This window comes from Hymenobacter siberiensis (assembly GCF_018967865.2).
Taxonomy (GTDB): domain Bacteria; phylum Bacteroidota; class Bacteroidia; order Cytophagales; family Hymenobacteraceae; genus Hymenobacter; species Hymenobacter siberiensis.
Map to the genome: position 1 here is coordinate 1,696,701 of NZ_JAHLZY020000001.1, position 23,246 is coordinate 1,719,946.

Annotated in this window: 17 protein-coding genes and 1 pseudogene; 9 read left to right on the forward strand and 9 right to left on the reverse strand. The window is 60.0% G+C overall.

Annotated features, from left to right (window positions below):
• Positions 1–128: 128 nt before the first annotated feature.
• From KQ659_RS07550 to pulA, 3 genes are all read right to left on the reverse strand, one after another.
• Positions 129–1,907 (reverse strand): OmpA family protein, encoded by a 1,779-nt coding sequence (locus KQ659_RS07550; protein WP_216689342.1) that lies wholly within the window; start codon positions 1,905–1,907, stop codon positions 129–131.
• 137 nt (positions 1,908–2,044) lie between these two features.
• Positions 2,045–3,034 (reverse strand): PspA/IM30 family protein, encoded by a 990-nt coding sequence (locus tag KQ659_RS07555; RefSeq protein ID WP_216689341.1) that lies wholly within the window; start codon positions 3,032–3,034, stop codon positions 2,045–2,047.
• 296 nt (positions 3,035–3,330) lie between these two features.
• Entirely contained in the window at positions 3,331–5,322 is a 1,992-nt protein-coding gene (gene pulA, locus KQ659_RS07560; protein WP_216689340.1) for a type I pullulanase, read from the reverse strand.
• Positions 5,323–5,719: 397 nt separating this feature from the next.
• On the opposite strand from pulA, the gene KQ659_RS07565 reads away from it, so the two are divergent.
• The 5 genes and pseudogenes from KQ659_RS07565 to KQ659_RS21780 all read left to right on the forward strand — a co-directional run bounded on the left by KQ659_RS07565 (position 5,720) and on the right by KQ659_RS21780 (position 12,849).
• Positions 5,720–6,835, forward strand: a complete 1,116-nt coding sequence (locus KQ659_RS07565) for a sensor histidine kinase (RefSeq protein WP_216689339.1) — start codon at positions 5,720–5,722, stop codon at positions 6,833–6,835.
• A 73-nt stretch (positions 6,836–6,908) separates the two neighbouring features.
• Positions 6,909–7,643 (forward strand): LytR/AlgR family response regulator transcription factor, encoded by a 735-nt coding sequence (locus KQ659_RS07570; RefSeq protein ID WP_216689338.1) that lies wholly within the window; start codon positions 6,909–6,911, stop codon positions 7,641–7,643.
• A 359-nt stretch (positions 7,644–8,002) separates the two neighbouring features.
• The gene (locus tag KQ659_RS07575; RefSeq protein WP_216689337.1) at positions 8,003–8,350 is read left to right on the forward strand and encodes a hypothetical protein; all 348 of its coding nucleotides are present in this window, start codon (positions 8,003–8,005) and stop codon (positions 8,348–8,350) included.
• A 368-nt stretch (positions 8,351–8,718) separates the two neighbouring features.
• Positions 8,719–9,027: pseudogene (locus tag KQ659_RS22075) on the forward strand (lamin tail domain-containing protein); the annotation flags it as partial.
• A 246-nt stretch (positions 9,028–9,273) separates the two neighbouring features.
• Positions 9,274–12,849 (forward strand): T9SS type A sorting domain-containing protein, encoded by a 3,576-nt coding sequence (locus KQ659_RS21780; protein ID WP_226930113.1) that lies wholly within the window; start codon positions 9,274–9,276, stop codon positions 12,847–12,849.
• Positions 12,850–13,001: 152 nt separating this feature from the next.
• Here KQ659_RS21780 and KQ659_RS07590 read toward each other — a convergent pair whose 3' ends face one another.
• From KQ659_RS07590 to KQ659_RS07605, 4 genes are all read right to left on the reverse strand, one after another.
• Positions 13,002–13,328 carry a HesB/IscA family protein gene (locus tag KQ659_RS07590; RefSeq protein ID WP_070728920.1) on the reverse strand — a complete coding sequence of 109 codons (327 nt, stop codon included), beginning with the start codon at positions 13,326–13,328 and terminating at the stop codon, positions 13,002–13,004.
• 123 nt (positions 13,329–13,451) lie between these two features.
• Complete coding sequence (locus tag KQ659_RS07595) at positions 13,452–13,844, reverse strand: hypothetical protein (RefSeq protein ID WP_216689335.1); 393 nt, start codon at positions 13,842–13,844, stop codon at positions 13,452–13,454.
• A gap of 91 nt (positions 13,845–13,935) precedes the next feature.
• Positions 13,936–14,346, reverse strand: coding sequence for a Fe-S cluster assembly scaffold IscU (gene iscU / locus KQ659_RS07600; protein WP_046244756.1), 411 nt, complete (start codon positions 14,344–14,346; stop codon positions 13,936–13,938).
• 104 nt (positions 14,347–14,450) lie between these two features.
• Entirely contained in the window at positions 14,451–15,665 is a 1,215-nt protein-coding gene (locus KQ659_RS07605) for an IscS subfamily cysteine desulfurase (RefSeq protein WP_269808172.1), read from the reverse strand.
• A gap of 209 nt (positions 15,666–15,874) precedes the next feature.
• On the opposite strand from KQ659_RS07605, the gene mce reads away from it, so the two are divergent.
• From mce to KQ659_RS07620, 3 genes are all read left to right on the forward strand, one after another.
• On the forward strand, positions 15,875–16,288 hold the full coding sequence (mce, locus tag KQ659_RS07610; protein ID WP_216689334.1) for a methylmalonyl-CoA epimerase: 414 nt from the start codon (positions 15,875–15,877) through the stop codon (positions 16,286–16,288).
• Between the two features lie 150 nt (positions 16,289–16,438).
• Positions 16,439–17,011, forward strand: a complete 573-nt coding sequence (locus tag KQ659_RS07615) for an L-threonylcarbamoyladenylate synthase (protein WP_216689333.1) — start codon at positions 16,439–16,441, stop codon at positions 17,009–17,011.
• Between the two features lie 107 nt (positions 17,012–17,118).
• Complete coding sequence (locus KQ659_RS07620) at positions 17,119–18,558, forward strand: CCA tRNA nucleotidyltransferase (RefSeq protein ID WP_216689332.1); 1,440 nt, start codon at positions 17,119–17,121, stop codon at positions 18,556–18,558.
• A gap of 98 nt (positions 18,559–18,656) precedes the next feature.
• Here KQ659_RS07620 and KQ659_RS07625 read toward each other — a convergent pair whose 3' ends face one another.
• Complete coding sequence (locus KQ659_RS07625; protein ID WP_216689331.1) at positions 18,657–21,314, reverse strand: PspC domain-containing protein; 2,658 nt, start codon at positions 21,312–21,314, stop codon at positions 18,657–18,659.
• 61 nt (positions 21,315–21,375) lie between these two features.
• Positions 21,376–21,723: a PadR family transcriptional regulator gene (locus KQ659_RS07630; RefSeq protein ID WP_168673967.1), complete on the reverse strand. Its 348-nt coding sequence runs from the start codon at positions 21,721–21,723 to the stop codon at positions 21,376–21,378.
• A 375-nt stretch (positions 21,724–22,098) separates the two neighbouring features.
• On the opposite strand from KQ659_RS07630, the gene KQ659_RS07635 reads away from it, so the two are divergent.
• Complete coding sequence (locus KQ659_RS07635) at positions 22,099–23,214, forward strand: putative type IX sorting system protein PorV2 (protein ID WP_216689330.1); 1,116 nt, start codon at positions 22,099–22,101, stop codon at positions 23,212–23,214.
• Positions 23,215–23,246: the final 32 nt, after the last annotated feature.

Sequence of the window (23,246 nt, forward strand, 5' to 3'; positions counted from 1 at the left end):
ATCGTTGAACGACTCGCGTGAGGTTCTGTAAGGGTTTCGTTCGGGTGTCGTTCAACGAGGCCAACCACCCCCATTCGCGCCTCTTCGGCGCTCACATCCCCTCCTCAGCTGAGGAGGGGAGTGTCGTTCTAGTTGCCCAGCACCACCTCGACCCGGCGGTTCTTCGCTTTGCCATCGGGCGTGGTGTTGCTGGCTACCGGCTCGGTGGCGCCGTGGGCGTACACCTGGATGCGGCCATCGGGGAAGGCGCTGTGGCTCTTGGTTTCGAGCCAGTGCTGCACGGCCATGGCGCGGTCTTCCGAAAGCTGTTGGTTTTTGCCGGGGTCGCCGGCGTTGTCGGTGTGGCCGTGCACGGCTACTTTCAGGCGGCCGGCTACTACCAGGTCATCGAACAGCTGGGTTAGCTCGCGGGTAGTTTGGGGCGTGAAGCTGCTCTGGCCGCTGTTGAACTCGATGTTCCAGGCGCGCTTGCTCACACTCTGGCGGATTTCGTCGCCGGCGGCAAACTGCTGGGTTTCGGCCGGGGCTACGGCTTTGCCTTTGTACTGAGCCTGCAGCTTTTGTAGGGGCGCGAGGTCCAGCATTTCGGTGAGTGGCACGTAGATGGGCAGCTCCTTCGGATAGAGCTTCTTCTGCACGTCGCCGAAGGTTTTGTACACCGAGGCGTAGATGTTGGTGCCGCCTTCATCAAGGCCGAACAAGGTCAGGTTGTCACTGAAATTGAAGGCTTTGCTGCCGCCCAGCTCTACTACTTCGCCGTTGCGGTCGGCTTCGCTCACGCCTTTGTAATACTTCAGCCAGTAGGCGCCGGGCTTATCCTGGTCGCCGTACACGGTGGCCGAAATATCGGCGGCGCGGGTCAGGGCTTCGGGGTGGCTTTTCACCTGGTCGCCGGCCACGGCGAAGGCCGTCATCAGGCCCAGTACCTCTTTGGGGTGGGCGTCGTACCAGCGCTTGGTCGTTACCATGATGTTGGGCATCTGGTTGGAGTAGTCCTTGGTGCTCACGATGTTCACGAGGCCGCCGCGCTGCTTGGCGATGTTCACGTCGCCGGGCGTCCAGGTGGCCACGGCATCGGCTACCACGTCCACCTTCACGCCCGTGTTCTTGCCGTTCACTACCTTGGTGCGGGCTTCGGGCTTGCCGAGGATGTATTTCTCGGCGGCCACCAGGAAGTCGCTGGCGGCCATGAAGTTCACGGCTTCGGGGTCGTAGGTGGTTTCGTCGGGGTTCACCTTCAGGCCGTTGTCGGCGCACCATTTTAGGGCAATGTTCTGGTCGCCGTCGCGCAGATAGCAGGCCACGGTTTTGCCCAGGGCCAGCTTGGGGTTATCCAGCCACTCCTTGGGGCCCATCAGCTTGTCTTCGCCGAAGGATTTGCCCACCGAGTAGGGGATGATTTGCAGCTGCGTGCCGGTTTTTTTTAGCTCGTTCTGCACCGCCGAGAAAGCCGGCAGGCCGTCGCCCATGATGCTCACAATCAGGCCGGGAGTGGCCGGGTTGCTTTGCAGGTCGAGGGCGTTTTTCACCAGGTCGGCCTGCATCTTGCTCACGTCGTCCTGACGCACAATCTGCATGTCGAGGCCGTTGGCGGCGGCCGCCGAGCCCATCGTGGAACGCGGGCCGCCGTTGGCCAGCATGCCGGCCATCTGGCTGTTCCAGGCCATCACTTCCCAGGTGAGGGGCGTGCCTTTGTCGGCCGGGGCGGTGCCGGGCATGGGGGCCAGCGGCACCACGATGTTGGCGCGGTTGCCGCCGGTGGTCGTGGGCAGCTCAATCGAGTTCAAAAGCACCGACTGCGTGTCGGCCTTTTTAAATACGGCACCGCTGGTAACCAGCTTGTTGATGCCGAAGTACAGGAGGCCAAAAAGAAGGAGGCCAATAATGAATTTACCGCGTGTTGTCATCGGAGTAGTAGCGTGGACTTTTAGTCCGCGAATGGGGTGGTTGAATGGAAATAGAGTGGGCTGGCTGGGTGACTCGCGGACTAAAAGTCCGCGCTACAAAGTCTGCGCTGCTCAAGCAGGCCCAGGCCAGCAAAAAGCTAATCAAGCAGGCTAGAGTAGGCATCATCGGAGGCTTTTTTAGTGGTGAGAATGTTCTGGGGAGCTTGCGGTTTTTCGTTGAGCACGGCGTTGAATTCGCCTTTCTGGTATTGGTCGAGCAGGCGCTGGCCCTTCTCGCTCATCACCCCGTTCTGGATGTCCATCTCCTTCACGAACTCCTGCGAGTAGCGCATGGCCTGCTTAATCTGGCCCAGCTGCTGGGCCATGTCTTCGGCCACGCGGTCCGTGGCCAGGTCGAAGAAGTACTTCTTGTCGGGGTCGCCGCGCAGGATGTTCATGGCCGCGCGCATGCCCGAGCTGGTGCGTTTCGCCAGCTGATATTCATCCTTCAAAAGGTTGACTTTGAACTTACTGCCATCAATCTGGCGCAGGGCGGCTTTCAGAATCTGGCGCATTACTACCGTCACGTTGGCCGTGGTGGTGGCCATGGGCTGCAGGCGCTGGTTATAGTCCTGCACCTGGGCGGCGCGCATGGCGTAGCTCTCGGCGGCGTCCTTTTCGCCCTGGCGGGTGGCCGAGTCGGCCAGCGCCAGGTACTCCTTTATCTGGGCGGCGTTGGCGGCCAGCTTGCGCTTCACCAGCTCGTGCGCCCCTTCGATGTTGGTGACTTCGGCGTCCATCTTGCGGGCTTCCTTCTCGGTGTTCGAGATGTAGTCCTCCATGATACCGATGGGGTTGGTGTTGACGAAGATGCCCGCCATCGAGCGCAGCACCCGCTGCCCGGCGTACCACAGTCCGGCGTGAATCCGCTTGTTGGTGGCCAGCAGAAACAGCACGAACAGCGTGCCCAGCCCGATGCCCAGCTTCACGGTGTCGAACACCATGTCGACGAGGAAGGGCAGGATGCTGCCCCAGAAATACACCGCCGTGCCTACCAGCCCGATAAGGACCACGCGGCCGGCTACTTTTTCCGGCTGCTGCCACTTGGGGAGGCCGGGGGCGGAATCGAAAGAAGGAAGTGCGTTCATGGCGTTGGTATTGGGGGGAGGGAGGTGGTGGCCGGTGCGGCCGTTAATTGGTTGCCTCCACCATATGCCAATACCAATGCCGGATTGGTGATGCCTGGGTTCGAACCGAACTACCTGTTGATTACCAATTGAATAATAAAAAATCCCCGCCGGGCACGGGGCCCAACGGGGATGAATTTTTCCAAAATGGAAAGCGAATTTTTTCAAATCAGCAAGGGTAGAGACGCATAATTGCGTCTCTTCGTCCGCATCGTCTGTACGATTACCGTTCAACGACGAGACGCAATTATGCGTCTCTACCGCACCAGAATCAGGGCGGAGTTGCCGGGGACCTGCACGCCGCTGGTTACCTCCAGCACGTCGAGGCCTTCTTCCTGGATTTGGTTGCCGCGCAGCACTACTTTGTAGGTTTCGCGGGGCAGGGGCACGCTCCAGGCCCCCCGGTTGCCGTTGAAAATGACGGTGATGGTGTTCCAGGCATCGCCGCCGGCGTGGTCCTTCAGCTGGTAGGCGATGATGCCGGGGGCCATGTTGGGCAGGAATTCGAGGTGCTGCTGAATGAGCTCGGTGGTGGGCAGGCGGAAGGCGGGGTGGTTGCGGCGCAGGGCCAGCAGCTTGCGGTAGAACTCGTACACGCCCACGTATTTGGCCTTGCGGCCCCAGTCAATCTGGTTCACGCTGTCGGGCTGGTTGTAGGAGTTGGAGGAGCCGCCCTTGGTGCGCAGGAACTCATCGCCGACCGGCAAAAACGGTACGCCCTGCGAGGTGAACACGATGGTGTTGCTCAGTAAATCCATCTTGATGAGCGTGTCTTCCGAGGTGTTGGGGTTCGATACCTTGAGCTTGTCCCAGAGTACCCGGTCGTCGTGGCAGGCCACGTAGTTGATGGCCTGCGACGGTGCACCGGCCCACGGCGCTTTCGAGTAGTTAACCTTCGTATAATCGAGCTGCGGGTGCCGGGTAGCGGCCACGATGCCGAATTTCACGCTTTCCTCCAGGCCGGGTTGGCCGCTGGCGAAGCCGGGCTCGGTCTGGTGGGCGTAGTGGCCCTTCACGCCATCGCGCAGCTCGTCGCCGAAGGCGGCAATGCGGTCCAGCTTCATCATATTGCCCTTGAGGGCGCGTTTGGCGTCGGGCAGGGGTGAGGGGCCGGCGGTCCAGCCCTCGCCGTAGATGAAAATGCTGTGGTCCTGCTGGTCGAGGGCCACGCGCACGGCGCGCATGGTTTCAATGTCGAGCACGCCCATGAGGTCGAAACGGAAGCCGTCGACGTGGTACTGCTGCGCCCAATACGCCACCGATTCCACGATGAGCTTGCGGACCATGGGCCGCTCCGAGGCTACTTCGTTGCCGCAGGCGGTGGCGTTGCTCAGGCTCCCGTCGGGGTTGTGGCGGTAGTAGTAGCCGGGCACCAGCTGCTCGAAATTACTGCGGCGGGCATCGGCGGTGTGGTTGTACACCACATCGAGCACCACGCGCAGGCCGGCCCCGTGCAGGTTTTCCACCAGCTGCTTGAACTCGCGGATGCGGGCGGCCGGGTTGGTGGCATCGGTGGAGTAGGTGCCTTCGGGCACGGAGTAGTTCAGCGGGTCATAGCCCCAGTTGTAGCGGTTGGCGCTGGCGGGCGCGGCTTCGTCGATGCTGGCGAAATCGGTGGTGGGCAGCAGGTGGACGTGGGTCAGGCCCAATTCAACCAAATGGTCGAGACCGGTGCTCACGCCGTCCGGGCCCCGGGTGCCCACCTGCGCGGCCCCCAGAAACTTGCCCTTGTGCCGCACACCCGACTGCGGGTGCATGGTGAGGTCGCGTACGTGTACTTCGCCGATTACAATGTCGGTGGCTTGTTTCAGGGCGGGGCGCAGGTCGTCTTTCCAGCCCGGCGGCTCGGCGATGATGGGGTTGAACACGGCCCCGCGTTGGCCGTTCACGCCCACGGCGTGGGCGTAGGGGTCGGCTACTTCGGCCAGGGTTTTGCCGGCGATGGTGGCCTGTACTGTGTAGAAGCCGGTGGTGCCGGCGGGCAGGGTGTAGGTCCAGGTGCCGCCTTCGGCTTTGGCCATCACAAAGTCGGCACGGGCCGGGCCGCCGCTGCCGGCGGCGTAGAGGCGCATGTGCAGGGCCGAGGCGGTGGGGGCCCACACGCGCAGCGTGGCCTGGCCCCCGCGCCAGGTTAGCCCAAGGTCGGGGCCGAGGTAGGTGGGGTAAGTTGCATAGTCGGGAAGGGATGGTGCTGAGATTGCGGGAGCAGGGGAGAGCAGCACAAGCAGTAGTAGAAGCGGGCGAATCATGGGGGCAAAGGTCGGGAGTCCGGCCGGAAGTGTAACCTCACCAAACTCCCCTCCTTACCAAGGAGGGGATGCTGACGCAAAGCGTCAGCTGGGGTGGTTGTGTGCGTTGAACGGTGACAGGGCGGTGCGGAACTGGTCCCGGGTGGTGTTGAACCGGTCCCGGGTGGTGTTGAACTGGTCTCGACCGTTCAATGCCCACAACGCCCACAACCATCCCCGTTTCAGCTTTGCTGAAACATCCCCTCCTTGGTAAGGAGGGGAGTGTCGTCCTTCAAACCCCGCCCACCTGCCCGACGGTAAAACGCTGCCCGCCGTCGATGGAATTGCGGGTGCGGTCGGTTTGGCCCGGCTTTGGAATACGGGACCGGCTATGTTTGTTCCGATTTCTCCCTCATCTATGGCCGTCCTCACGCCCCGTCGCTACCTCACGCCGCTTATTCATGTACTGGTGTGGGGGCTGTTCGGGCTCACGTTTTTGCTGTTTCAGCCGCTCACCGGGCGGCTCACCATGCCGCCGCAGTTCTGGCTGAAGCAGGGGCTGATGTTTGCCGCGTGGGTGGCCACCTATTACCTCACGGCCAACGTTACGGTGCCGCGCCTGCTGCTGCATGGGCGCAACGGCTGGTTTATTCTGGCCCTGGTGGCCACTACGGCGGTGGTGCTCAGCTTCAGTAAGTTTCTGGAATCGGTGCTCGACCTGCCCGCCCTCATGGACAAAGCCTTTGAGGCGGCGGCCGGTCGGCCCCGGCTGAACCGAGGCAGCTTCCGCATCGACACCATGGGCCTGCTCACCACCATGTTTGTGCTGGGCATCAGCACGAGCATTACGGTGGTGCAGAAGTGGCAGAACGATGCCCAGATTCGGCAGACGCTGGAGCAGCAGCGCGTGAGCTCGGAGCTGTCGGTGCTCAAGGCCCAGATTAACCCGCACTTCTTCTTCAATACCCTCAACAACATCTACGCCCTCACGCTGCTCGACGGCGAGCAGGCCCGCGTGGCCATTCACCGGCTCTCGCGCATGATGCGCTACGTGCTGTACGACACCGCCGGTGGCCTCACGCTGCTCAGCCAGGAAATTGCCTTCGTGCAGGACTACATCACCCTCATGCAGCTGCGGCTCGATGAGCGCGTGACCGTCACCTTCGACCGCCCCGAGCCCGTGCGCGATGTGCTCGTGGCCCCCATGCTGCTGCTGCCCTTCCTCGAAAACGCCTTCAAGCACGGCGTGGCCGCCACCCAAAGCAGCCGCATCTTTATCGGCCTCACCCAGCCCTCGTCTGATGTGCTGGAGCTGGAAGTGCGCAACACCCTGCTCGCGCTGCCCAGCACCGACCTGGCCGGCAGCAACGGCATCGGCCTGGCCAACACCCGCCGCCGCCTCGACCTGCTGTACCCCGGCCGGTTCAACCTGCTGGTGGATGACCACACGCCCGCCAACGAATTCCGGGTGCACCTCACGTTGCATATTGGGGACAAGGAAAAGGGTATAGGGGATAAGGAATTGAGGGCGTAGTCGCTCCTTTCGTTTCAGCTCCTTATCCTTAATTCCCACGTCCTTATTCCTTATCCCCTGTTCCTTATTCCTTATGACGCCCCTCAAAACCATTGCCGTCGATGATGAGCCCCTGGCCCTGGGCCTGGTCGCGTCCTTCGTTCAAAAAACGCCATTTCTGGAGCTTGTGGGCAAATTTGGCAGCGCCGTGGAGGCCCTCAAGTACCTGCACGAGCACCCCGGCACCGTCGATTTGGCCTTCCTCGATATTCAGATGCAGGAGCTCAACGGCCTGGAGCTGGCCCGCGTGCTGGGCCCCACCGGCCCGCGGGTCATCTTCACCACCGCCTTCAGCCAGTACGCCCTCGAAGGCTACCGCGTCGATGCCCTCGACTACTTGGTGAAGCCCTTCAACTACGAGGAGTTTCTGCGCGCCGCCGGCAAGGCCCGCGCCTACGCCGAGCTCACCGCGCAACACGCCACGGCCCCCGCCACCAGCCCTGAGGAAGAAGAATACCTTTTCCTGAAAGCCGAGTACCAGCTGGTGCGCGTAGCCCTCAGCGACATTCTCTATATCGAAGGCCTGAAGGACTACGTCAAAGTCCACCTCAAAAGCACGCCCCGCGCCCTGCTCTCCCTCATGAGCCTCAAGGCGATGGAGGAAAAGCTGCCCGCTCGGCGTTTCATGCGCATCCACCGCTCGTTCATCGTGGCGCTCGATAAGATTGAGGCCGTGCGCCGTCTCACCGTCCAGATTGGCGCCGTCACCATCCCCGTGGGCGACCAGTACAAAGAAGCCTTCCTGCAGTTCCTCAGCCGCTGGACCTGAGGGTAGCGCTTGAATAAAACTGTCATCCTGAGCGCAGCGAAGGATGACAGTTCGGATTAGCTGCGATTTCTATTTGCTGTCCCACCACGCTTCCACCCTCTACCATTCCAATGCCCCACGCTTCCTGTCTTTCTGAGCTATGAATCCATTCACCTTTTCCAGGCGCCCCACTCCCGGCATGGCCCCCCCATGAGTGGGAGGCGTCCCCGCCGCAGCTGGCCGTTTTGTGCCTTTCCGGCAGCCTGGGCGGGCTGGAGCTGAACAGCTTTAAATTTGGCTGAACCCAGGAGCGCGGCTGGCGTGTCACCTTCTTCGCGCCGCCCGCCACGCCACTGGCCATGTGGGCCGAAGACTAGTTTTTGCTCCTCGAAACCTTGGCCATGCGCCGGGCCCTGGCCATGCCCCTCCTGGCCTGGGCCCTCAAAGAGGAGCCCGAACGCCTGAATATCGATGTGTTGGTCGTTACCCAGAACAAGGACCTGCCCATGGCCACGCTGGTAAAAACCCTGCCCCGTCGCCGGCCGGTGCCGCGTTATGCCATAAGTCCTGTCATTCCTAAGCGGCCCGCCGTGCTGCGCGTGGCCACCCAATTACTTCCCGCTGACAGGAGCGTCCAGCAAATGCCCCCGTCTTGGAATGGCAGGCACCATTACCAGCCACGGCCCGCCGTTGTGCCGGCGGGTGCAACCTCCGGCCACCTTGCTTAAATACACAAAGCCCTTGCGGACGCAAGGGCTTTGTGTATTTAAGGGGATAGGGGTGGGTGATAGTCCAATCCTACTGTTGATATGACAAGTTTGCTGTCAAGTATTTATTGCCAAAGGCCGGGAGTTTCCAGGATTGGCTCGGTAAATAAAAAAATCTAATTGCAAGTTGCTGAATATGTTAGGGATGGGGGATAAAGATTTGATAATAGAATAATGCTTTAAATCTAATTTTATTCAAATATATTTACACCCAACGTGTCCACCGTATGATAATTTGGCAACACCCCTACACTCCGTTTTTTATGAGAAAACCATTACCTCGTTTTTCCGCTGGTATCGGCCGCAGCTTCGCGCTGGCAGTGATGCTAATGTTACCGCTGCTTGGGTGGGGGCAGAGCGCCACCCTCGTTATCAGCCAAGCATATGGTGGAGGGGGAAACGCTGGCTCAACCTACACGGTAAGCTTTGTTGAGCTTTTCAATCGAGGCACTGCAAGCGTTTCACTTAGCGGCTACTCAGTAAAATATTTCAGTTCAGCCGGGGTAGTAGGCGGCTCTGTTTCCATGTCATCCAGTGCATCCATTGCTCCTGGTAAATACTTTCTGGTATCCTTATCGACAACGGCGGGCAATCTGCCTACGCCGGACCAGTTAGCTGTAGTTAATATCTCTTCTACTGCTACCAAAGGACGATTTGACTTGTTGTCAGGCTCCACATTAATAGACCGGGTTGGGTATGGCGTATCTACGGCAACTGTAGGGACCGGATTTGAGGGAACAGGCTCAACTTCAGCCACCGGGAACATGACAGCAGCTGTACGGAAAAACAGTGGTTGCACAGATACAGATGACAACAGCGCGGACTTTACGGTGGTTGCTCCCGTAGCACGTAACTCAAGTACTGCGGCTTTCAGTTGCGTAGCCGTGCCTACCATCACCACCGGCACCGCCACGCCCAACCCGGCCACGCAGGGCGGTAGCGTAACGGTGACGTATACCACCACCGATACTTTCGGTACGGGTAATGTCTTCTCAGCCGAGCTTTCGACGGTCGGCGGCACATTCCCCGGCACGGCGCTCAGCACCACGGCCAGCACGGTGGGCTCGCTCACAGTCACCGTTCCGGGGGGTACTACTCCCGGCGCGGCCTACACCATCCGGATAAATGCCAGCAACCCCTTCATAAATGGCTCACCATCTGGAGCGTTCGCCGTGACCACGGCTCCTTGTTTGGTGGATAACTTCGATGCTTTCCCCTTCGCGAAGTGGGCGGTGAACGGTGTAACGCAGAATGCCTTCAACCGCATTGGTTCTTCGGGCGGCTCGGCTGTGTTCAACGGTGCCGGTCATTCATTGATCAATGCCACCGCCCTCAGCTACCCCAGCAGCCTCGATTTCTTTGTAGCCCGCAGCAGCGGCAGCACGGCGGCCCGCTCGTTGCTGGTGCAGGTTTCGATTGACGGGGGAAGTAACTATACCACCCTGGTTGCCTATGCTATTACCGACCTGACGGCCACTTTTGCCAAGCACACCATCGACCTGTCGGCCTACCAAACCCGTTCCAGTGTGCTGCTGCGCTTCCTGCGCGGTGCCGAAACAAGCACGGCTCAGCTCTACCTCGAAGACGTGGCCGTAACCTGTGGCCCGGCTCCTATGCTGGCCATCGAGCCCACCACGCCGCCCGCCCTGAGCACGGCCAACGTTGTGTTTTCGCAGGCCGATGTGGTGGCGAACGGCGGCAATGGTGCCCAGCAGCTGGTGGTTATTCATGCCACCTCGGTTGCGGCTGGGGCCCCGGTCGATGGCAATACCTACCCTGCCAGCACCACTTTCGGCAGCGGTGCCACCACCGGCCCCGGCAACTACGTCGTGTATGCCGGCCCTACCGGCACCGTTCCCAATACCTTCACGGTAACGGGCTTATCGGCCACCACCGGCTATACCCTGGAGGCCTACGCCTACAACGACAACGCCACGCCCGGTCTGGAAAACTACCTGACCACGGCTTCCAGTACGGCCAGCTTTACTACTACCGCGCCCATCGTATTCTACGCCAAAGCCACCGGCGCCCTAAACTTGGCCAGCACCTTCGGGACCAGCAGCGACGGTTCGGGCAACTCGCTGGGCGACTTCACAACGGTTGGTACTGTCTACAACGTAGCGGGTAACAACCGCACCATCAGCGCCAACTGGACGGTGACGGGCGCGGGCTCGAAAGTAGTGCTAACGGCCAATGCCTCGCTGGTGATTCCCACGGGGCTTGTTTTCAGTGGCAAGCTCGACCAGTTGGCCAATAGCACGCTCGTCATTCAGCATACGGTGGCGGCCGCCTACAACTCCATTACCCAAGGCGTGCAGGATGCCAGCAGCACCATCGATTTCGCTCAGACCGGCACCTTCACCGTGCCCGCGTCCAGCACCTTTGCCTACCAGAACCTGAAGCTGACAAACGGCACCAAGACCCTGACTAAAAATACCGGCACCTTCGCCGCGCCTATCACTAGCACCGTGGTGCCCGGCAACCTCACCCTGGACAACACAGTTTTGGGCGGTAATACTTCCTCGCCCTTCTCGTCCATCGACCTCACTGGCAACCTCACGCTGGTGAATGGTGCGACCTTCAACAACTCGTCCAGCGCCCGCATTACCCTTAACCTGTTTGCCGCTATCCCGCAGACCATTGCCGGCAACAGCAGCAATATTCTGCTGTCCGAGTTATTTGCCTACAAGCCCGGAGGCGGGGTCATTCTCTCCGACGCGGGAGGCCCCACAACCCTTGAGCTGGGCAATCTCGCCAGCGGTGGCTACTACCTCGAAACGGGTACTACCTTGGTATTGAATTCAAATACCCTGCGATTTTACGTTGGTGGCAAGGCCGTTATCTCTGCCGGTACTACCGCTAGTACCGGCCTGGGCACCGTCACCGCTTCACCAGCTTCTAGCATCAGTCTTGAAACGGGGAGCAGTTATTCCATTGGTACGCTGCGCCTGACCCCTGGTGCCACAACAGTAAATAACTTCCGCCTCCAGGCCTTCAGCGACCGCCTTACCGTGCCATCCGACCTCACCGTAAACGGGGTGCTAACCCTGGCTAATGGCGGCCTGCAAATTGGCGATGGTGCTACGCCAGCCACCCTTACCCTGAACGGTACCATCGTCAATACCGGGTCTGGCAACATCGTAGGTTCGGCCACGACTAATCTGATTGTGGGTGGCACCGGCACACTGGGCACCCTGATTTTTGCAACCGGCCTTGCCGAAATAAATAACTTCACGCTGAATCGCACTAGCAATGGTTTGGCCGCGCTGGGTACCCCGCTCACTCTGGGCGGTACGCTGGTCCTCACCGCCGGTAATATCGCTACCACCGCCACCAACTTACTCACGCTGAAAAACGGCGCTATGCTAACCGGTGGTAGCGCCAGCAGCTTCGTGAATGGCCCAATGGCCCGCATTACGGGCGCGGGTGCGGCTACCATGGTATTTCCGGTTGGTAAGAGCACATTTTATCGGCCCATCACGCTCAGCAGCACGGTCCAGACCGCTGCTTCGACCTACACTGCGGAGCAGTTTGAGGGCAACTCCAGCCGTACTTTATCGACAGATGCCGGCCTGGGTACGGCCCCGCTGGCCCGCGTGTCGTCGAAACGATTTTACACCGTTAAATCATCGAATACCACGGCGGGCAACTTCACCGGCACTGTCACCCTCAGCTTCGGGGCCGAAGATTACGTGAACGTACCCAGCAGCACCGATTTCGTGATTGCTAAGCGCGACGCCACCGGCTCATTCGCCAACCAGTGGACCAACCTGGGCCGCTCCGGCAACACGGGTACCGATTCCGGTGCCGGGGGGGCCTCGGTGGCAGGTACGCTCACCTCCGCGTCGTTCTCTGATTTTTCCGACTTCGTGCTCGGAGCTCAGAATGACCTGTCCAATACCAATGTGCTGGCCGCTACCAACCCGCTGCCCGTCGAGCTCACCGCTTTCAGCGCCCAGCGCCAGGCCGATAAGACGGTTTCGGTGAAATGGGCCACGGCCACCGAGAAAAATAGCGCCCGCTTTGAGGTGCAGCGCAGCGTCGATGGCCGCGAATTCGCCAAGCTGGCCACCGTAGCTGCCCAGGGCAACAGCATGAACCCCACAGCCTACGCCACCCTCGACAAGGCCGCCCCGGCCGCCAAGCTCTACTACCGCCTGCGCCAGGTCGACCTGGACGGCGGCAGCAGCTTTTCGCCGGTGGTCACGGTAGCCGGTTCCGGCGAAATCGCCAAAGTGGAGCTCTACCCCAACCCCGCCCACAGCCGCATCAGCTTCATCGCCGAAGCCGCCACGCCCTACCGCGTGCTCAACCAGCTGGGCCAGTCCCTGCTGCACGGCACTACCGAAGCCGGCACCGCCAGCATCGGTCTCGAAGCTCTGCCCACCGGCCTCTATTTCCTGGAGCTGCAAACCGCTGCCGGCCGCACCGTGCAGAAGTTTGAAAAGACCACGGATTAGCACGGATTTTAGTGGATTCCACGGATTTCGTGGACGTACGTCAAACTGTTTTAAGCAAATAAAAAAGGCTTGCCAGATGGCAAGCCTTTTTTATTTGCTGTGAGTGAGGATTGAAGTTTCCTCGGCAGCACAAAATCCGTGCTAATCCGTGGTCAGACGGAGAAGCTCTCGCCGCAGCCGCACTCGCGCGAGGCGTTGGGGTTATTGAACTGGAATCCCTTGCCATTGAGGCCGTCGGAAAAATCCAGCTCGGTGCCGGCCAGGTAGAGGAAGCTTTTCATGTCGACCACTACGCGCACGCCTTTGTCCTCGAATTCCTGGTCCATGGGACGCACTTCGTTATCAAAATCCAGCTTGTAGCTCAGGCCCGAGCAGCCGCCGCCAGCCACCGAGGCGCGCAGGCGGTAGGTGTCGTCAAGATGCGCGTCTTCAATCAGGCGTGCTACTTTTTCTTTGGCTTTATCGGATACGGTAATCATGGCAGTAGGAGCGGAGCCGTTCAGGCTTGATGGAAAGTCGAATGGACCCGCAATTTAGACACATTATAAACAAGCGGCCGAATTTCTTTGTTCACTCGCTCGCCAAACAATTCATCGAAGCCCTTAAGAGCTTGGGTTCAACACTACGCTGAACACGGTAATCGTGTTCAAATCGCGGTCGAAATAAAGCTTGTCCAGTGCCTCATATACGTTGTGTGCCCGGAAGTAGGACGTTTGCAGCTCCCTGTCGCCCCGGGCCCGCCATTGCAGCGTGTAGGAGCTTTCGGTATCACGGTAGCTGCGCACGTAGGCCAGCATCTTTTCCAGGCACTCCACCTTGTCACGGCCGGTTTCGTAGCGAAACAGGAAGCTTTGCTGATGGCGCGGATTCACCGTAATCAAATCCAGTCGGGTCAGCCCTTCCAGCTCCCGGAACTCGAATTGCAGCTGCGTGGGCTCCAGCCCCAGGTACTGCCGAATCTCGCGCTCCAGTCGGGCAATGTCAAATTCGTCCATTAGTCGGATTAAGAGTTAAAAGTGAAGAGTTAGAAGCTTCGGCCCGGTTTGGGACCAAAAACTCCTAACTCTTCACTTTTAACTCGAAAAATTAGTGGTGCGCCAGCTCCAGGGCGGGCAAACCGTTTTTCACGCGGTAGTCCGAGATAGCCGACTTGATGGCATCTTCAGCCAGTACCGAGCAGTGGATTTTCACGGGCGGCAGGGCCAGCTCTTCCACAATCTCCATGTTGTCGATGGCCAGGGCCTCGTCGATGGATTTGCCCTTCAGCCACTCCGTGGCCAGCGACGACGAGGCGATAGCCGAGCCGCAGCCGAACGTCTTGAATTTGGCGTCGGTGATGGTGTTGGTGGCTTCGTCCACCTCAATTTGCAGGCGCATTACGTCGCCGCACTCAGGTGCGCCCACGAGGCCGGTGCCTACGTTCTTCTTGCTTTTGTCCAGCGTGCCCACGTTACGGGGGTTGCTGTAGTGGTCGATTACCTTATCGGAGTAAGCCATGATTTTGGAGTTATGAGTTAAAAGTTATGAGTTAGGAGTTGAAAAGCAGAGCCATGAGGGCAAATGAAAAACTCATAACTCATAACTTTTAACTCATAACTATTTTAGTGTTCCGCCCACTCGATTTTGCTCAAGTCGATGCCTTCTTGGAACATCTCCCACAGGGGCGACATTTCGCGGAGCTTGGTCACGGCCTCTTTTACATGGCCGATGGCGTAGTCGATTTGCTCGTCGGTGGTGAAGCGGCTCAGGCCGAAGCGCAGGCTGCTGTGGGCCAGGTCGTCGCTCAGGCCCAGGGCCTTGAGTACATAGCTGGGCTCCAACGAGGCCGAAGTACAGGCCGAACCGGACGATACGGCCAGGTCCTTCACGCCCATCATCAGGCCTTCGCCTTCCACGTACTTGAAGCTGATGTTGGTAACGTGGGGCAGGCGGTGTTCTACCGAGCCGTTCACGTAGGTTTCCTCCATCGTCATCAGTTCTTTTTCGAGGCGGTCGCGCATCACGCTCAGGCGGGCAGCGTCGGCGGCCATTTCGAGGCGGGCCAATTCGCAGGCCTTGCCCAGTCCCACAATGCCGGGTACGTTGAGGGTACCCGAGCGCATACCGCGCTCGTGGCCACCGCCGTCCATCTGGGCGGTCACTTTCACCCGGGGGTTCTTGCGGCGCACGTAGAGGGCACCCACGCCTTTCGGGCCGTACATCTTGTGGGCCGTGAAGGCCATGATGTCGATGCCTTCGGCAATCACATCAACCGGGATTTTACCCACGGCCTGGGTGCCGTCCGTCATGAACAGGGCGCCGTGATTGTGGGCGATTTTGGCGATTTCGCGGATGGGGTTGATGGTGCCCGTCTCGTTGTTGCCGTACATGATGGTCACGAGAATGGTCTCGGGCGTCATGGCGGCTTCAAGGTCGGTGAGGCTGATGAGGCCCTGCTCATCAACGGGCAGGTAGGTCACCTTGCCGCCCAGCTTCTCGATGTGCTTGCAGGTATCGAGTATTGCTTTGTGTTCGGTGGTGGTGGTGATGACGTGGTTGCCTTTCTGGCTATACATTTCGAACACGCCCTTGATGCCCAGGTTGTCCGACTCGGTAGCCCCCGAGGTGAAGATGATTTCTTTTGAGTCGCAGTTGATGAGCTTCGAAATCTGCTCGCGGGCGTAGTCCACGCCTTCCTCAGCGGCCCAGCCGAAGGGGTGGTTGCGCGAAGCGGCGTTGCCGAATACATCGGTCAGGTAGGGCATCATGGCATCCAGCACACGCGGGTCGAGTGGGGTGGTGGAGTTGTTGTCGAGGTAAATAGGGAGCTTCAGCATTGCGCGCAACGGTATAGCAAAAAGATAAACCAATGAAAGCCTGGTCGGCTCTTAGAACACGGTTCGGGGGCAATCAGTTTTCTTTGGTCTCACAAAAGTAGACACAATCTAAATAAGGAAATGCGCCGACTTCCGGTAACGATGCAAAATGCGCGGTAAAACCCGCTTTTTTGCCCGGTAAGCGGCATTATCTCTTCCACACTCACCTCATGCTTACCAACCTCGAACACCTCGGCTTGGCCGTACACGACCTCGAAGCCGCCACCGAAATCTACACCAAACTGCTCGGCGCGGCCCCCTATAAGAAGGAGCACGTGGCCAGCGAGGCCGTCGATACCGTCTTTTTTCAGGTCGGTGGCTCAAAGATTGAGTTGCTGGCCGGCACCTCGCCGGACAGCGCCATTACGAAATTCCTGGCTAAAAAGCCCGAGGGCATTCACCACGTCGCCTTCGAGGTTGATGATATCCGCGCCGAGATGGCGCGGCTGAAAGAGGAGGGTTTCGTATTATTAAATGAGGAACCCAAGCGCGGGGCCGATAATAAGCTGGTGTGCTTCGTGCACCCCAAGAGCGCGGCCGGGGTGTTGGTGGAGCTCTGCCAATCACTGATTGCCGCTGATTAGCCGTGATTTCGCTGATTTCTTTCGGCGGTAATCTTTGCGGTTTGGTCATTAATTGAATTAGGAGATTGAAATTAATAAAAACAAAAAGCCATGATTTCGCGGGCAATAAAAACCCGGTGAAATCACGGTTAATCAGTGTAAATCAGTAATATGAACCGTTTCCAACAAGAAGTCGATGCTGCCGTTGACGCGCTGCTGCTCCAGCAGGTTATTGTGTACCCCACCGATACCGTGTGGGGCCTGGGCTGCGATGCCGAAGCCCTGCCCGCCGTGCAGCAGCTTTATAAGCTGAAGGGCCGCGAGGCCGGCAAGCCCAGCATCGTGCTGGTGGCCGATTTTGACATGCTGAAGCGCTACGCTGCCGAAGTGCCGGCCGAGCTGGAAGCCATGCTGGCCGCCGATACGCGGCCGACCACTTACATCCTGCCTGCTGGCCGGGCGGTGGCCAAGGAGCTGGTGGCCCCGGATGGCACCGTGGGCCTGCGCGTGGTGAAGGATGAGTTCTGCTTTAAGGTTGTGCGCCGGCTGGGGCATGGGTTGGTATCGACCTCTGCCAACAAAGCCGGCGAGCCGACCCCGGCGGTGTACACGGAGGTGGATGCCGCCATCGTGCGCGGGGCCGACCATGTAGTGAACTGGCGGCAGGACGATGCCACGCGCACCACGCCTTCGCGGCTGGTGCGGCTGGGCGCGGATGGCAAGCTGGAGGTGGTGCGGGCGTAAGTCGCCCTCCGCGTCACCCTCCTCCCCTGACCCCCTCTTTTTTGGAGAGGGGGTCAGGGGAGGAGGGTGACGCGGAGGGCGACACGCCGGGTTTTACCTTTGCGCCCATGAATATGCCTAAACTGCCCGACCTGCCCATTTTCCACACCATTGCCGAAGCGGCGGCCGAACTGGGCCAGCCGGCCTACGTTATCGGCGGCTATGTGCGCGATTTGGCGCTGGGCCGCGAGAGCAAGGATATTGACGTGGTGACCGTGGGCGATGGCATTGCCCTGGCCCAGGCCGTGGGCAATAAGCTGAAAGGTCGGGGCCGAGTGCAGGTATTCAAGAACTTCGGCACGGCCATGCTGCCCACCAAAGAGGCCGGCGACATTGAGTTTGTGGGGGCCCGCAAGGAGAGCTACCGCACCGAAAGCCGCAAGCCGGAAGTGCAGGCCGGGACTTTGGAAGAGGACCTGGCCCGCCGCGATTTTACCATCAACGCTCTCGGCCTGAGCCTGAATCCCGAAAATTTTGGCGAGCTAGTGGACCGCTACGACGGCATGAAGGACCTGGCCGGCAAAACCATTCGCACGCCGCTGGGGCCGGACGTGACGTTCTCCGACGACCCGCTGCGGATGATGCGCGCCGTCCGCTTCGCCTCGCAGCTAAACTTTGATATTGAGCCCGATACGTTCGATGCCATTATTCGGAATAAGGAGCGGATAAAGATTGTGTCGCAGGAGCGGATTACCACCGAGCTGAATAAGATTATTGAGTCGCCCACGCCGAGCTACGGGTTCAAGCTGCTGTTTCAGACGGGCCTTTTGCAGCTCATTTTCCCGAAGATGGCGCTGTTGTACGGCGTGGAAAAAGTGGGTGCCCACGCCCACAAAGACAATTTTTACCATACTCTGCAAGTGCTTGACAACGTGGCCGCCGCCGGCGGCGACCTGTGGTTGCGCTGGGCTGCCGTGCTGCACGACATCGCCAAGCCCGCTACCAAGCGCTACTTCCCCAAAGTGGGCTGGACGTTTCACGGCCACGAGGACAAGGGCGCACGCTGGGTGCCGGGCATCTTCACCGACTTGAAACTGCCGCTGGGCGAGGAGATGCGCATGGTGCAGAAGCTGGTGAAGCTGCACCTGCGCCCCATCGCCCTGGTAAAGGAAACTGTGACCGACTCGGCCGTGCGCCGCCTGCTGTTCGAGGCTGGCGAGGACATTGACCGGCTGATGCTGCTGTGCCGGGCCGATATCACCAGCAAGGACCACACCCGTAAGGAGCGATACCTGCGCAACTTTACGGAGGTGGAAGAGAAGCTGAAGGAGGTGGAGGAAAAGGACCACCTGCGCAGCTTCCGGCCGGTCATCACCGGCGAGATTATCATGGAAACCTTCGGGCTGAAACCTTCGCGAGCCGTGGGCGAGCTGAAAGAAGCCGTGATGGAAGCCATTCTCGACGGCATTATTAAAAACGAAATGGAGCCAGCCCTGGCCTTCCTGTTGCAGCAGGGGGCGGCCAAAGGACTGGCTCCGGAAGGAGGCCTCGTTCACTCACCAAACTAAGCCTGACTTCGTTTTCTGTTTTTCGTCGGGGGAATAGATGTTAATAGTACGGGTAAAGTTGCCTCGATAGCTATAACCCGGCCTAAATCTTCGGTGGGCTACAAACGTTTGATGCTGGACGCACCCACCGCGTCCACTTTCACGGTTGCGGGCTGGCCACTGTAGGCTATTTCGCTGGCACCCACGGCGTCGCCCTTCAGGCTTTCCGTCACGTTGAGGCGGGCTTTGCAGGCCCCGACGAGCGAAACTTTGGCAACGCGCGTTTTCAGGTTGGCCCCGGCCAGCTCGCAGGCCACGGCCGCGTTGAGGGTCAGGTTGTTGGCCTGGCCGGTGGCGGTGGTGCGGCAGGCACCGGCCTGGTCAATTTTCAGGTTGCCGTAGTTGCCGTTCAGGCGCAGGTGGCTGGCGCCGGCCTGCTCAATGCGCATATCTTCCTGGCGGTCGAAGCCGCCGAGGTCGCCCTGCACCGCGCCGGCCAGCTCGAGGCGGTCGATGCTGGGCATCTCGATGCGAATGAGGACTTTGTGGTCGGCATCGCCAAAAAACTTGCGGCTGCGGGAGGGTTTCACCACCAACTCGTCGCCGTTGCGCTCCACGCGCAGGTTATCGAGGGCGCTGTCATCGCCGCCGGCCTCAATCTTGAAGCTATTGCCGTGGCGCACCACCACCCGGTAGCCCCCGGCCACCGAAACGCGGGTGAAACCGGTTTCGTCGAAGGTGCGGCGGCCGCTGCCGTAGCTGCTCAAATCGGTATTGAAGTTGGGTGCGCCGCCGTAGTTCAGCGAGAGGCCGCTGCGGCTGTTGCCGTCGCTGTTGTCGTTATTATCGTCGCTGTTGTCGTCGGCGCTGTCGCTGTCGTCGCTGTCGATATTGATGTTCGAGTCGTCGTTGTTTTCGTCGCGACCCAGATGCTCGTTGGTGCAGCTGATGCACTCCAGCTTGTTGCCGCGCAGGCGGTAGCGGTGCTGCTCGGGGTCGCGGGGTCGGCGGTTGCCCACAAAATCATCCTCATCAAGCAGGTCGTTGGCAAAGTTGCGGCTGATGCGGAATGTGCGGTCGCGGGGCAGGCGCAGGGTGAGGCTCAGCTCCTGCTTGCGGTAGGCTGCCTCGGGCAGGAAGGAGAAATGGTCGTCGAACACCAGCGAGGAGTCGCCGCTGGGGCGCACCGTGTAGTTGATGGTGGTGAGGGCCGTGTTACGGGCCACTTCTTCGCTGGGGCCTTTGGCACTCAGGGTGCGCAGCACTTCCACCACTTTGCCGCTGTCGACGGCGGCGAGGCGCAGGTCGACGTGCTGCTCCCAGTCGCGGTCTACGCGGCGCGAGTCGAACATGAGTACGGGTGTGGTCAACTTCGAGAATTGTTCCAGCTGCTCCACTTCGGCATCGTACTGAAAGTTGCGATTTTGCTGAACGCCAGCCACCGTCACGCCCACAATGCTCAGTAACCAGAGCCCAAGCAGCGACAGGCCCATGGTGCGCGTCATCAGCGAGCGGCGGAAGAGCAGGTTCAGGCCGCCCAGCAGCAGGGCCAGGGCCGGAATGCCCAGGGCCAGGAAGCCGGCCAGCAAGCCCCAGGCCGGCACGCCCTGCAGCAGCACGTGGGTGAAAATCATGTTCTCCGCATTCGGAAACAGGCCAATGCTCGTACCCAGGCCAATGGCCAGCGCCAGCAGCAGGCCAAACCCGGTTATGGTGAGCAGCACGCCGGCCACTACCCGAATGGCCGAGCCTACGAAATCGACGGCCGGGCGCAGGTTGCGGGCGGCATCTTCCACAAACTCGCCCACGGGGCGGTTGGTGAGAGCAGAGCCTTCGGTGAAAGCATTGTTGCGGGCGCTGCTGTCGAAGCTTTCCAGCGTAATGGCGTCGCCGCGCATACGGAGTTTGTCCGAGACCGTTTTGGCCTCGGGCAATACTATCCATAGAATAATGTAGAGCGGGATGGTGGAGAAGCCCAGTAGCAGCCCAAGAATCAGCAGTATCCGCACCAGCGTCGCATCCACGTTGAAGTAGGCGGCCAGGCCAGAGGCCACCCCGGCTACCTTGCCCGTGCCGGTGTCGCGAAACAGGCGGCGGCCGGCCAGCGGGCCCGTGCTCAGCAGCGCCTCGGTAGGGGCGGGGGCATCGTAGCGCTTGGGCAGCAAAATCCAGAGCACCACGTAGGCAACCACCAGCCAGCCGCCAAAATCGACGCGCATGTTGTGGCGCGACCAGATACTGATAGCGGGCGAAAACACGGTGCCGAATATCAGCGCCAGCCGAATCCACAGCGGGTTCACCATGAAGTACTGCGCGATGCCGGCCGCCACGCCCGCCACCTTGCGGTTGGCCATGTCGCGGTACAGGCGCTTGGTTTCGCCGGGAGCCGAGGGCTCGCTGCTGTTGGCAAACGCACCTTCGGGACTAAACGGGCCCTTGCGACCAAAAGCGCCTTCGGGGCCGACAGTATCGCTTGAGGGAGCAGTGGCTTCTACCTCGTCGTCCTCATCGGCATCGGGAGCGAAGTCGCTCACACGGCCCATTTTAGCCGTCATGGCATTCACGTCATCGAGGCTGATGACCTGCTGCATGGGCGAGAGGCGGGCGGCGAAAAGCTCCGCGACGCGGCCTTCGATGTCGGTCACGATGTCCTGGTGGCCGCGGTAGCTGGCAAAGTGAGCTTTCACCTCGGCCAGATAGCGACTCAGAACGTCGAAACCGTCTTCCTCGATGTGGAAGATGATGCCTTGCAAGTTGATACTGATGTTCTTTTTCATGTGAAAGAAGGCCGAACGGGCCAATTGGATGCTGGTGAGTGAAGCAGAAAAAGAGGTAGGGTTAGCGGCTGTCGCCGGGTGGCCGGCTGTGGCGGATGATGCCCACCGAAGCAGCCATTTCCTCCCAGGTGTCGCGCAGCTCCGCCAGGAACTTGCGGCCCTCCTCGGTGAGGGTGTAGTATTTGCGGGGCGGGCCGCTGGTGCTCTCCTTCCACACGTAGTCGAGCAGAGCAGCATTTTTGAGGCGAGTGAGCAGCGGGTAGAGCGTGCCCTCCACCACTATCATGCGGGCCGAAGTCAGCTCCTCCAGCATGTCGGAGGCGTAGGCTTCGCCGCGGGCGATAATTTCCAGGATGCAGAACTCAAGGATTCCCTTGCGCATCTGAACCTGGGTGTTCTCGAGTTTCATGGGCGAGTAGGTTGACTAGTGGGTGACGAACAGTACAAATGTATGGTAGGTACTTTGTAACGCAAGGTACTGGATAAATAATTCCATCAAATCCAATTGAATATGATATTACGTATTGATTATCAGCGATAAAATTTCGATAATTAAGGCGGTGTCCCCCCAAAATACCTGCTTTTGCCTGGCTATGAGTGGGTGAAATGGTCCGTGCCTTGCCCGAACCTCGGCGTTGCGGGCCGTCAAAAGCCGGGCAACGCCACTTCTGCCGTTGGCCGAACAGCGCGTATCCGGCGGTTTGGCCCGAAATTCGCGGGGCCGGACGCACTATAATGAAGTAACTTGCGTTCCGTCCGCGCAAACTTTACTAGTCGCCTTTCTATGTCCCAATTTTCCTCTGTTGCCCGCGGGCTGGCCCTCGTGGGAGCCACCGCCGCGCTGGCCCTGCCGGCCGCCGCGCAGTCTACCAAAACGCCCAAGTACAGCAACGAATTTCTGAACATTGGCGTGGGGGCCCGGGCCCTGGGCATGGGCAAAGTGCAGGTGAGCCTGGCCACCGACGCCACCGCCGGCTACTGGAACCCCGCCGGCCTCACCAACCAAACCCACAAGTACGACGGCGTACTGATGCATTCCGAACTGTTTTCGGGGGTGGTGAAAAACGACTACGCCGCTTTCTCCATGCCCATCGATGATAAGAGTGCCTTGGGTGTGAGTGTGTTGCGCCTGGGCGTAGACAACATCGCCGATACCCGCGCCCTGGTAAATGAGTACGGTTACGTCGACTACAGCAAGATTGAGTACTTCTCGGTGGCCGACTACGCGCTGCTGCTTTCCTACGCCCGCAAGCTGGGCGTGGAAGGCCTGAGCGTGGGCGGCAGCGGCAAAATCATCTACCGTAACATCGGCAAGTTTGCCCACGGCTACGGCTTTGGTATTGATGCCGGGGTGCAGTACAACCACAAGGGCTGGAACATGGCCCTGATGGCCCGCGACATCACCACCACGTTCAATTCCTGGAACATCAACTCGGCCGAGTACGTGAAGGGGCTGAACAGCAACGTGGCTATCAAGTCGGATTCCATCCCGAAAAACAGCACCGAAATCACACTGCCGCGCTTCGTGCTGGGTGTGGGCCGTCGCTTCGACCTCCCCAAGCAGTTCTCCGCCCTCGTCGCCGTCGACCTGGAGGCCACTACCGATGGCCAGCGCAACACCCTGGTTTCCAGCAAAACCGTGAGCGTGGACCCGCGCCTGGGCGTGGAGTTGGGCTACAAGAACCTCGTGTTCCTGCGTGGTGGGGCTGGCAACTTCCAGAAAATCAGCAGTGTGGTTGACCAGTCCCTGCAGTGGAAGGGCCAGTACAGCCTTGGGGCCGGCGTAGCCGTGAGCGGACTGCGCATCGACCTGGCGCTCTCGCGCCTGGCCGTAGAGAAACTGGGCAGCGCGTCCCAGACCAACTCCCTGATTGTATCACTGGGCTACGGCTTCAAATAGCAGCCCAGGTTGGTAAATAGCTGCATAGGTGC

Bases quoted from the DNA above. Each gene is read 5' to 3' on its own strand.
- KQ659_RS07550 (WP_216689342.1), bottom strand. From the start codon at position 1,907: ATGACAACACGCGGTAAATTCATTATTGGCCTCCTTCTTTTTGGCCTC.
- KQ659_RS07555 (WP_216689341.1), bottom strand. From the start codon at position 3,034: ATGAACGCACTTCCTTCTTTCGATTCCGCCCCCGGCCTCCCCAAGTGG.
- pulA (WP_216689340.1), bottom strand. From the start codon at position 5,322: ATGATTCGCCCGCTTCTACTACTGCTTGTGCTGCTCTCCCCTGCTCCC.
- KQ659_RS07565 (WP_216689339.1), top strand. From the start codon at position 5,720: ATGGCCGTCCTCACGCCCCGTCGCTACCTCACGCCGCTTATTCATGTA.
- KQ659_RS07570 (WP_216689338.1), top strand. From the start codon at position 6,909: ATGACGCCCCTCAAAACCATTGCCGTCGATGATGAGCCCCTGGCCCTG.
- KQ659_RS07590 (WP_070728920.1), bottom strand. From the start codon at position 13,328: ATGATTACCGTATCCGATAAAGCCAAAGAAAAAGTAGCACGCCTGATT.
- KQ659_RS07595 (WP_216689335.1), bottom strand. From the start codon at position 13,844: ATGGACGAATTTGACATTGCCCGACTGGAGCGCGAGATTCGGCAGTAC.
- iscU (WP_046244756.1), bottom strand. From the start codon at position 14,346: ATGGCTTACTCCGATAAGGTAATCGACCACTACAGCAACCCCCGTAAC.
- KQ659_RS07605 (WP_269808172.1), bottom strand. From the start codon at position 15,665: ATGCTGAAGCTCCCTATTTACCTCGACAACAACTCCACCACCCCACTC.
- mce (WP_216689334.1), top strand. From the start codon at position 15,875: ATGCTTACCAACCTCGAACACCTCGGCTTGGCCGTACACGACCTCGAA.
- KQ659_RS07615 (WP_216689333.1), top strand. From the start codon at position 16,439: ATGAACCGTTTCCAACAAGAAGTCGATGCTGCCGTTGACGCGCTGCTG.
- KQ659_RS07620 (WP_216689332.1), top strand. From the start codon at position 17,119: ATGAATATGCCTAAACTGCCCGACCTGCCCATTTTCCACACCATTGCC.
- KQ659_RS07625 (WP_216689331.1), bottom strand. From the start codon at position 21,314: ATGAAAAAGAACATCAGTATCAACTTGCAAGGCATCATCTTCCACATC.
- KQ659_RS07630 (WP_168673967.1), bottom strand. From the start codon at position 21,723: ATGAAACTCGAGAACACCCAGGTTCAGATGCGCAAGGGAATCCTTGAG.
- KQ659_RS07635 (WP_216689330.1), top strand. From the start codon at position 22,099: ATGTCCCAATTTTCCTCTGTTGCCCGCGGGCTGGCCCTCGTGGGAGCC.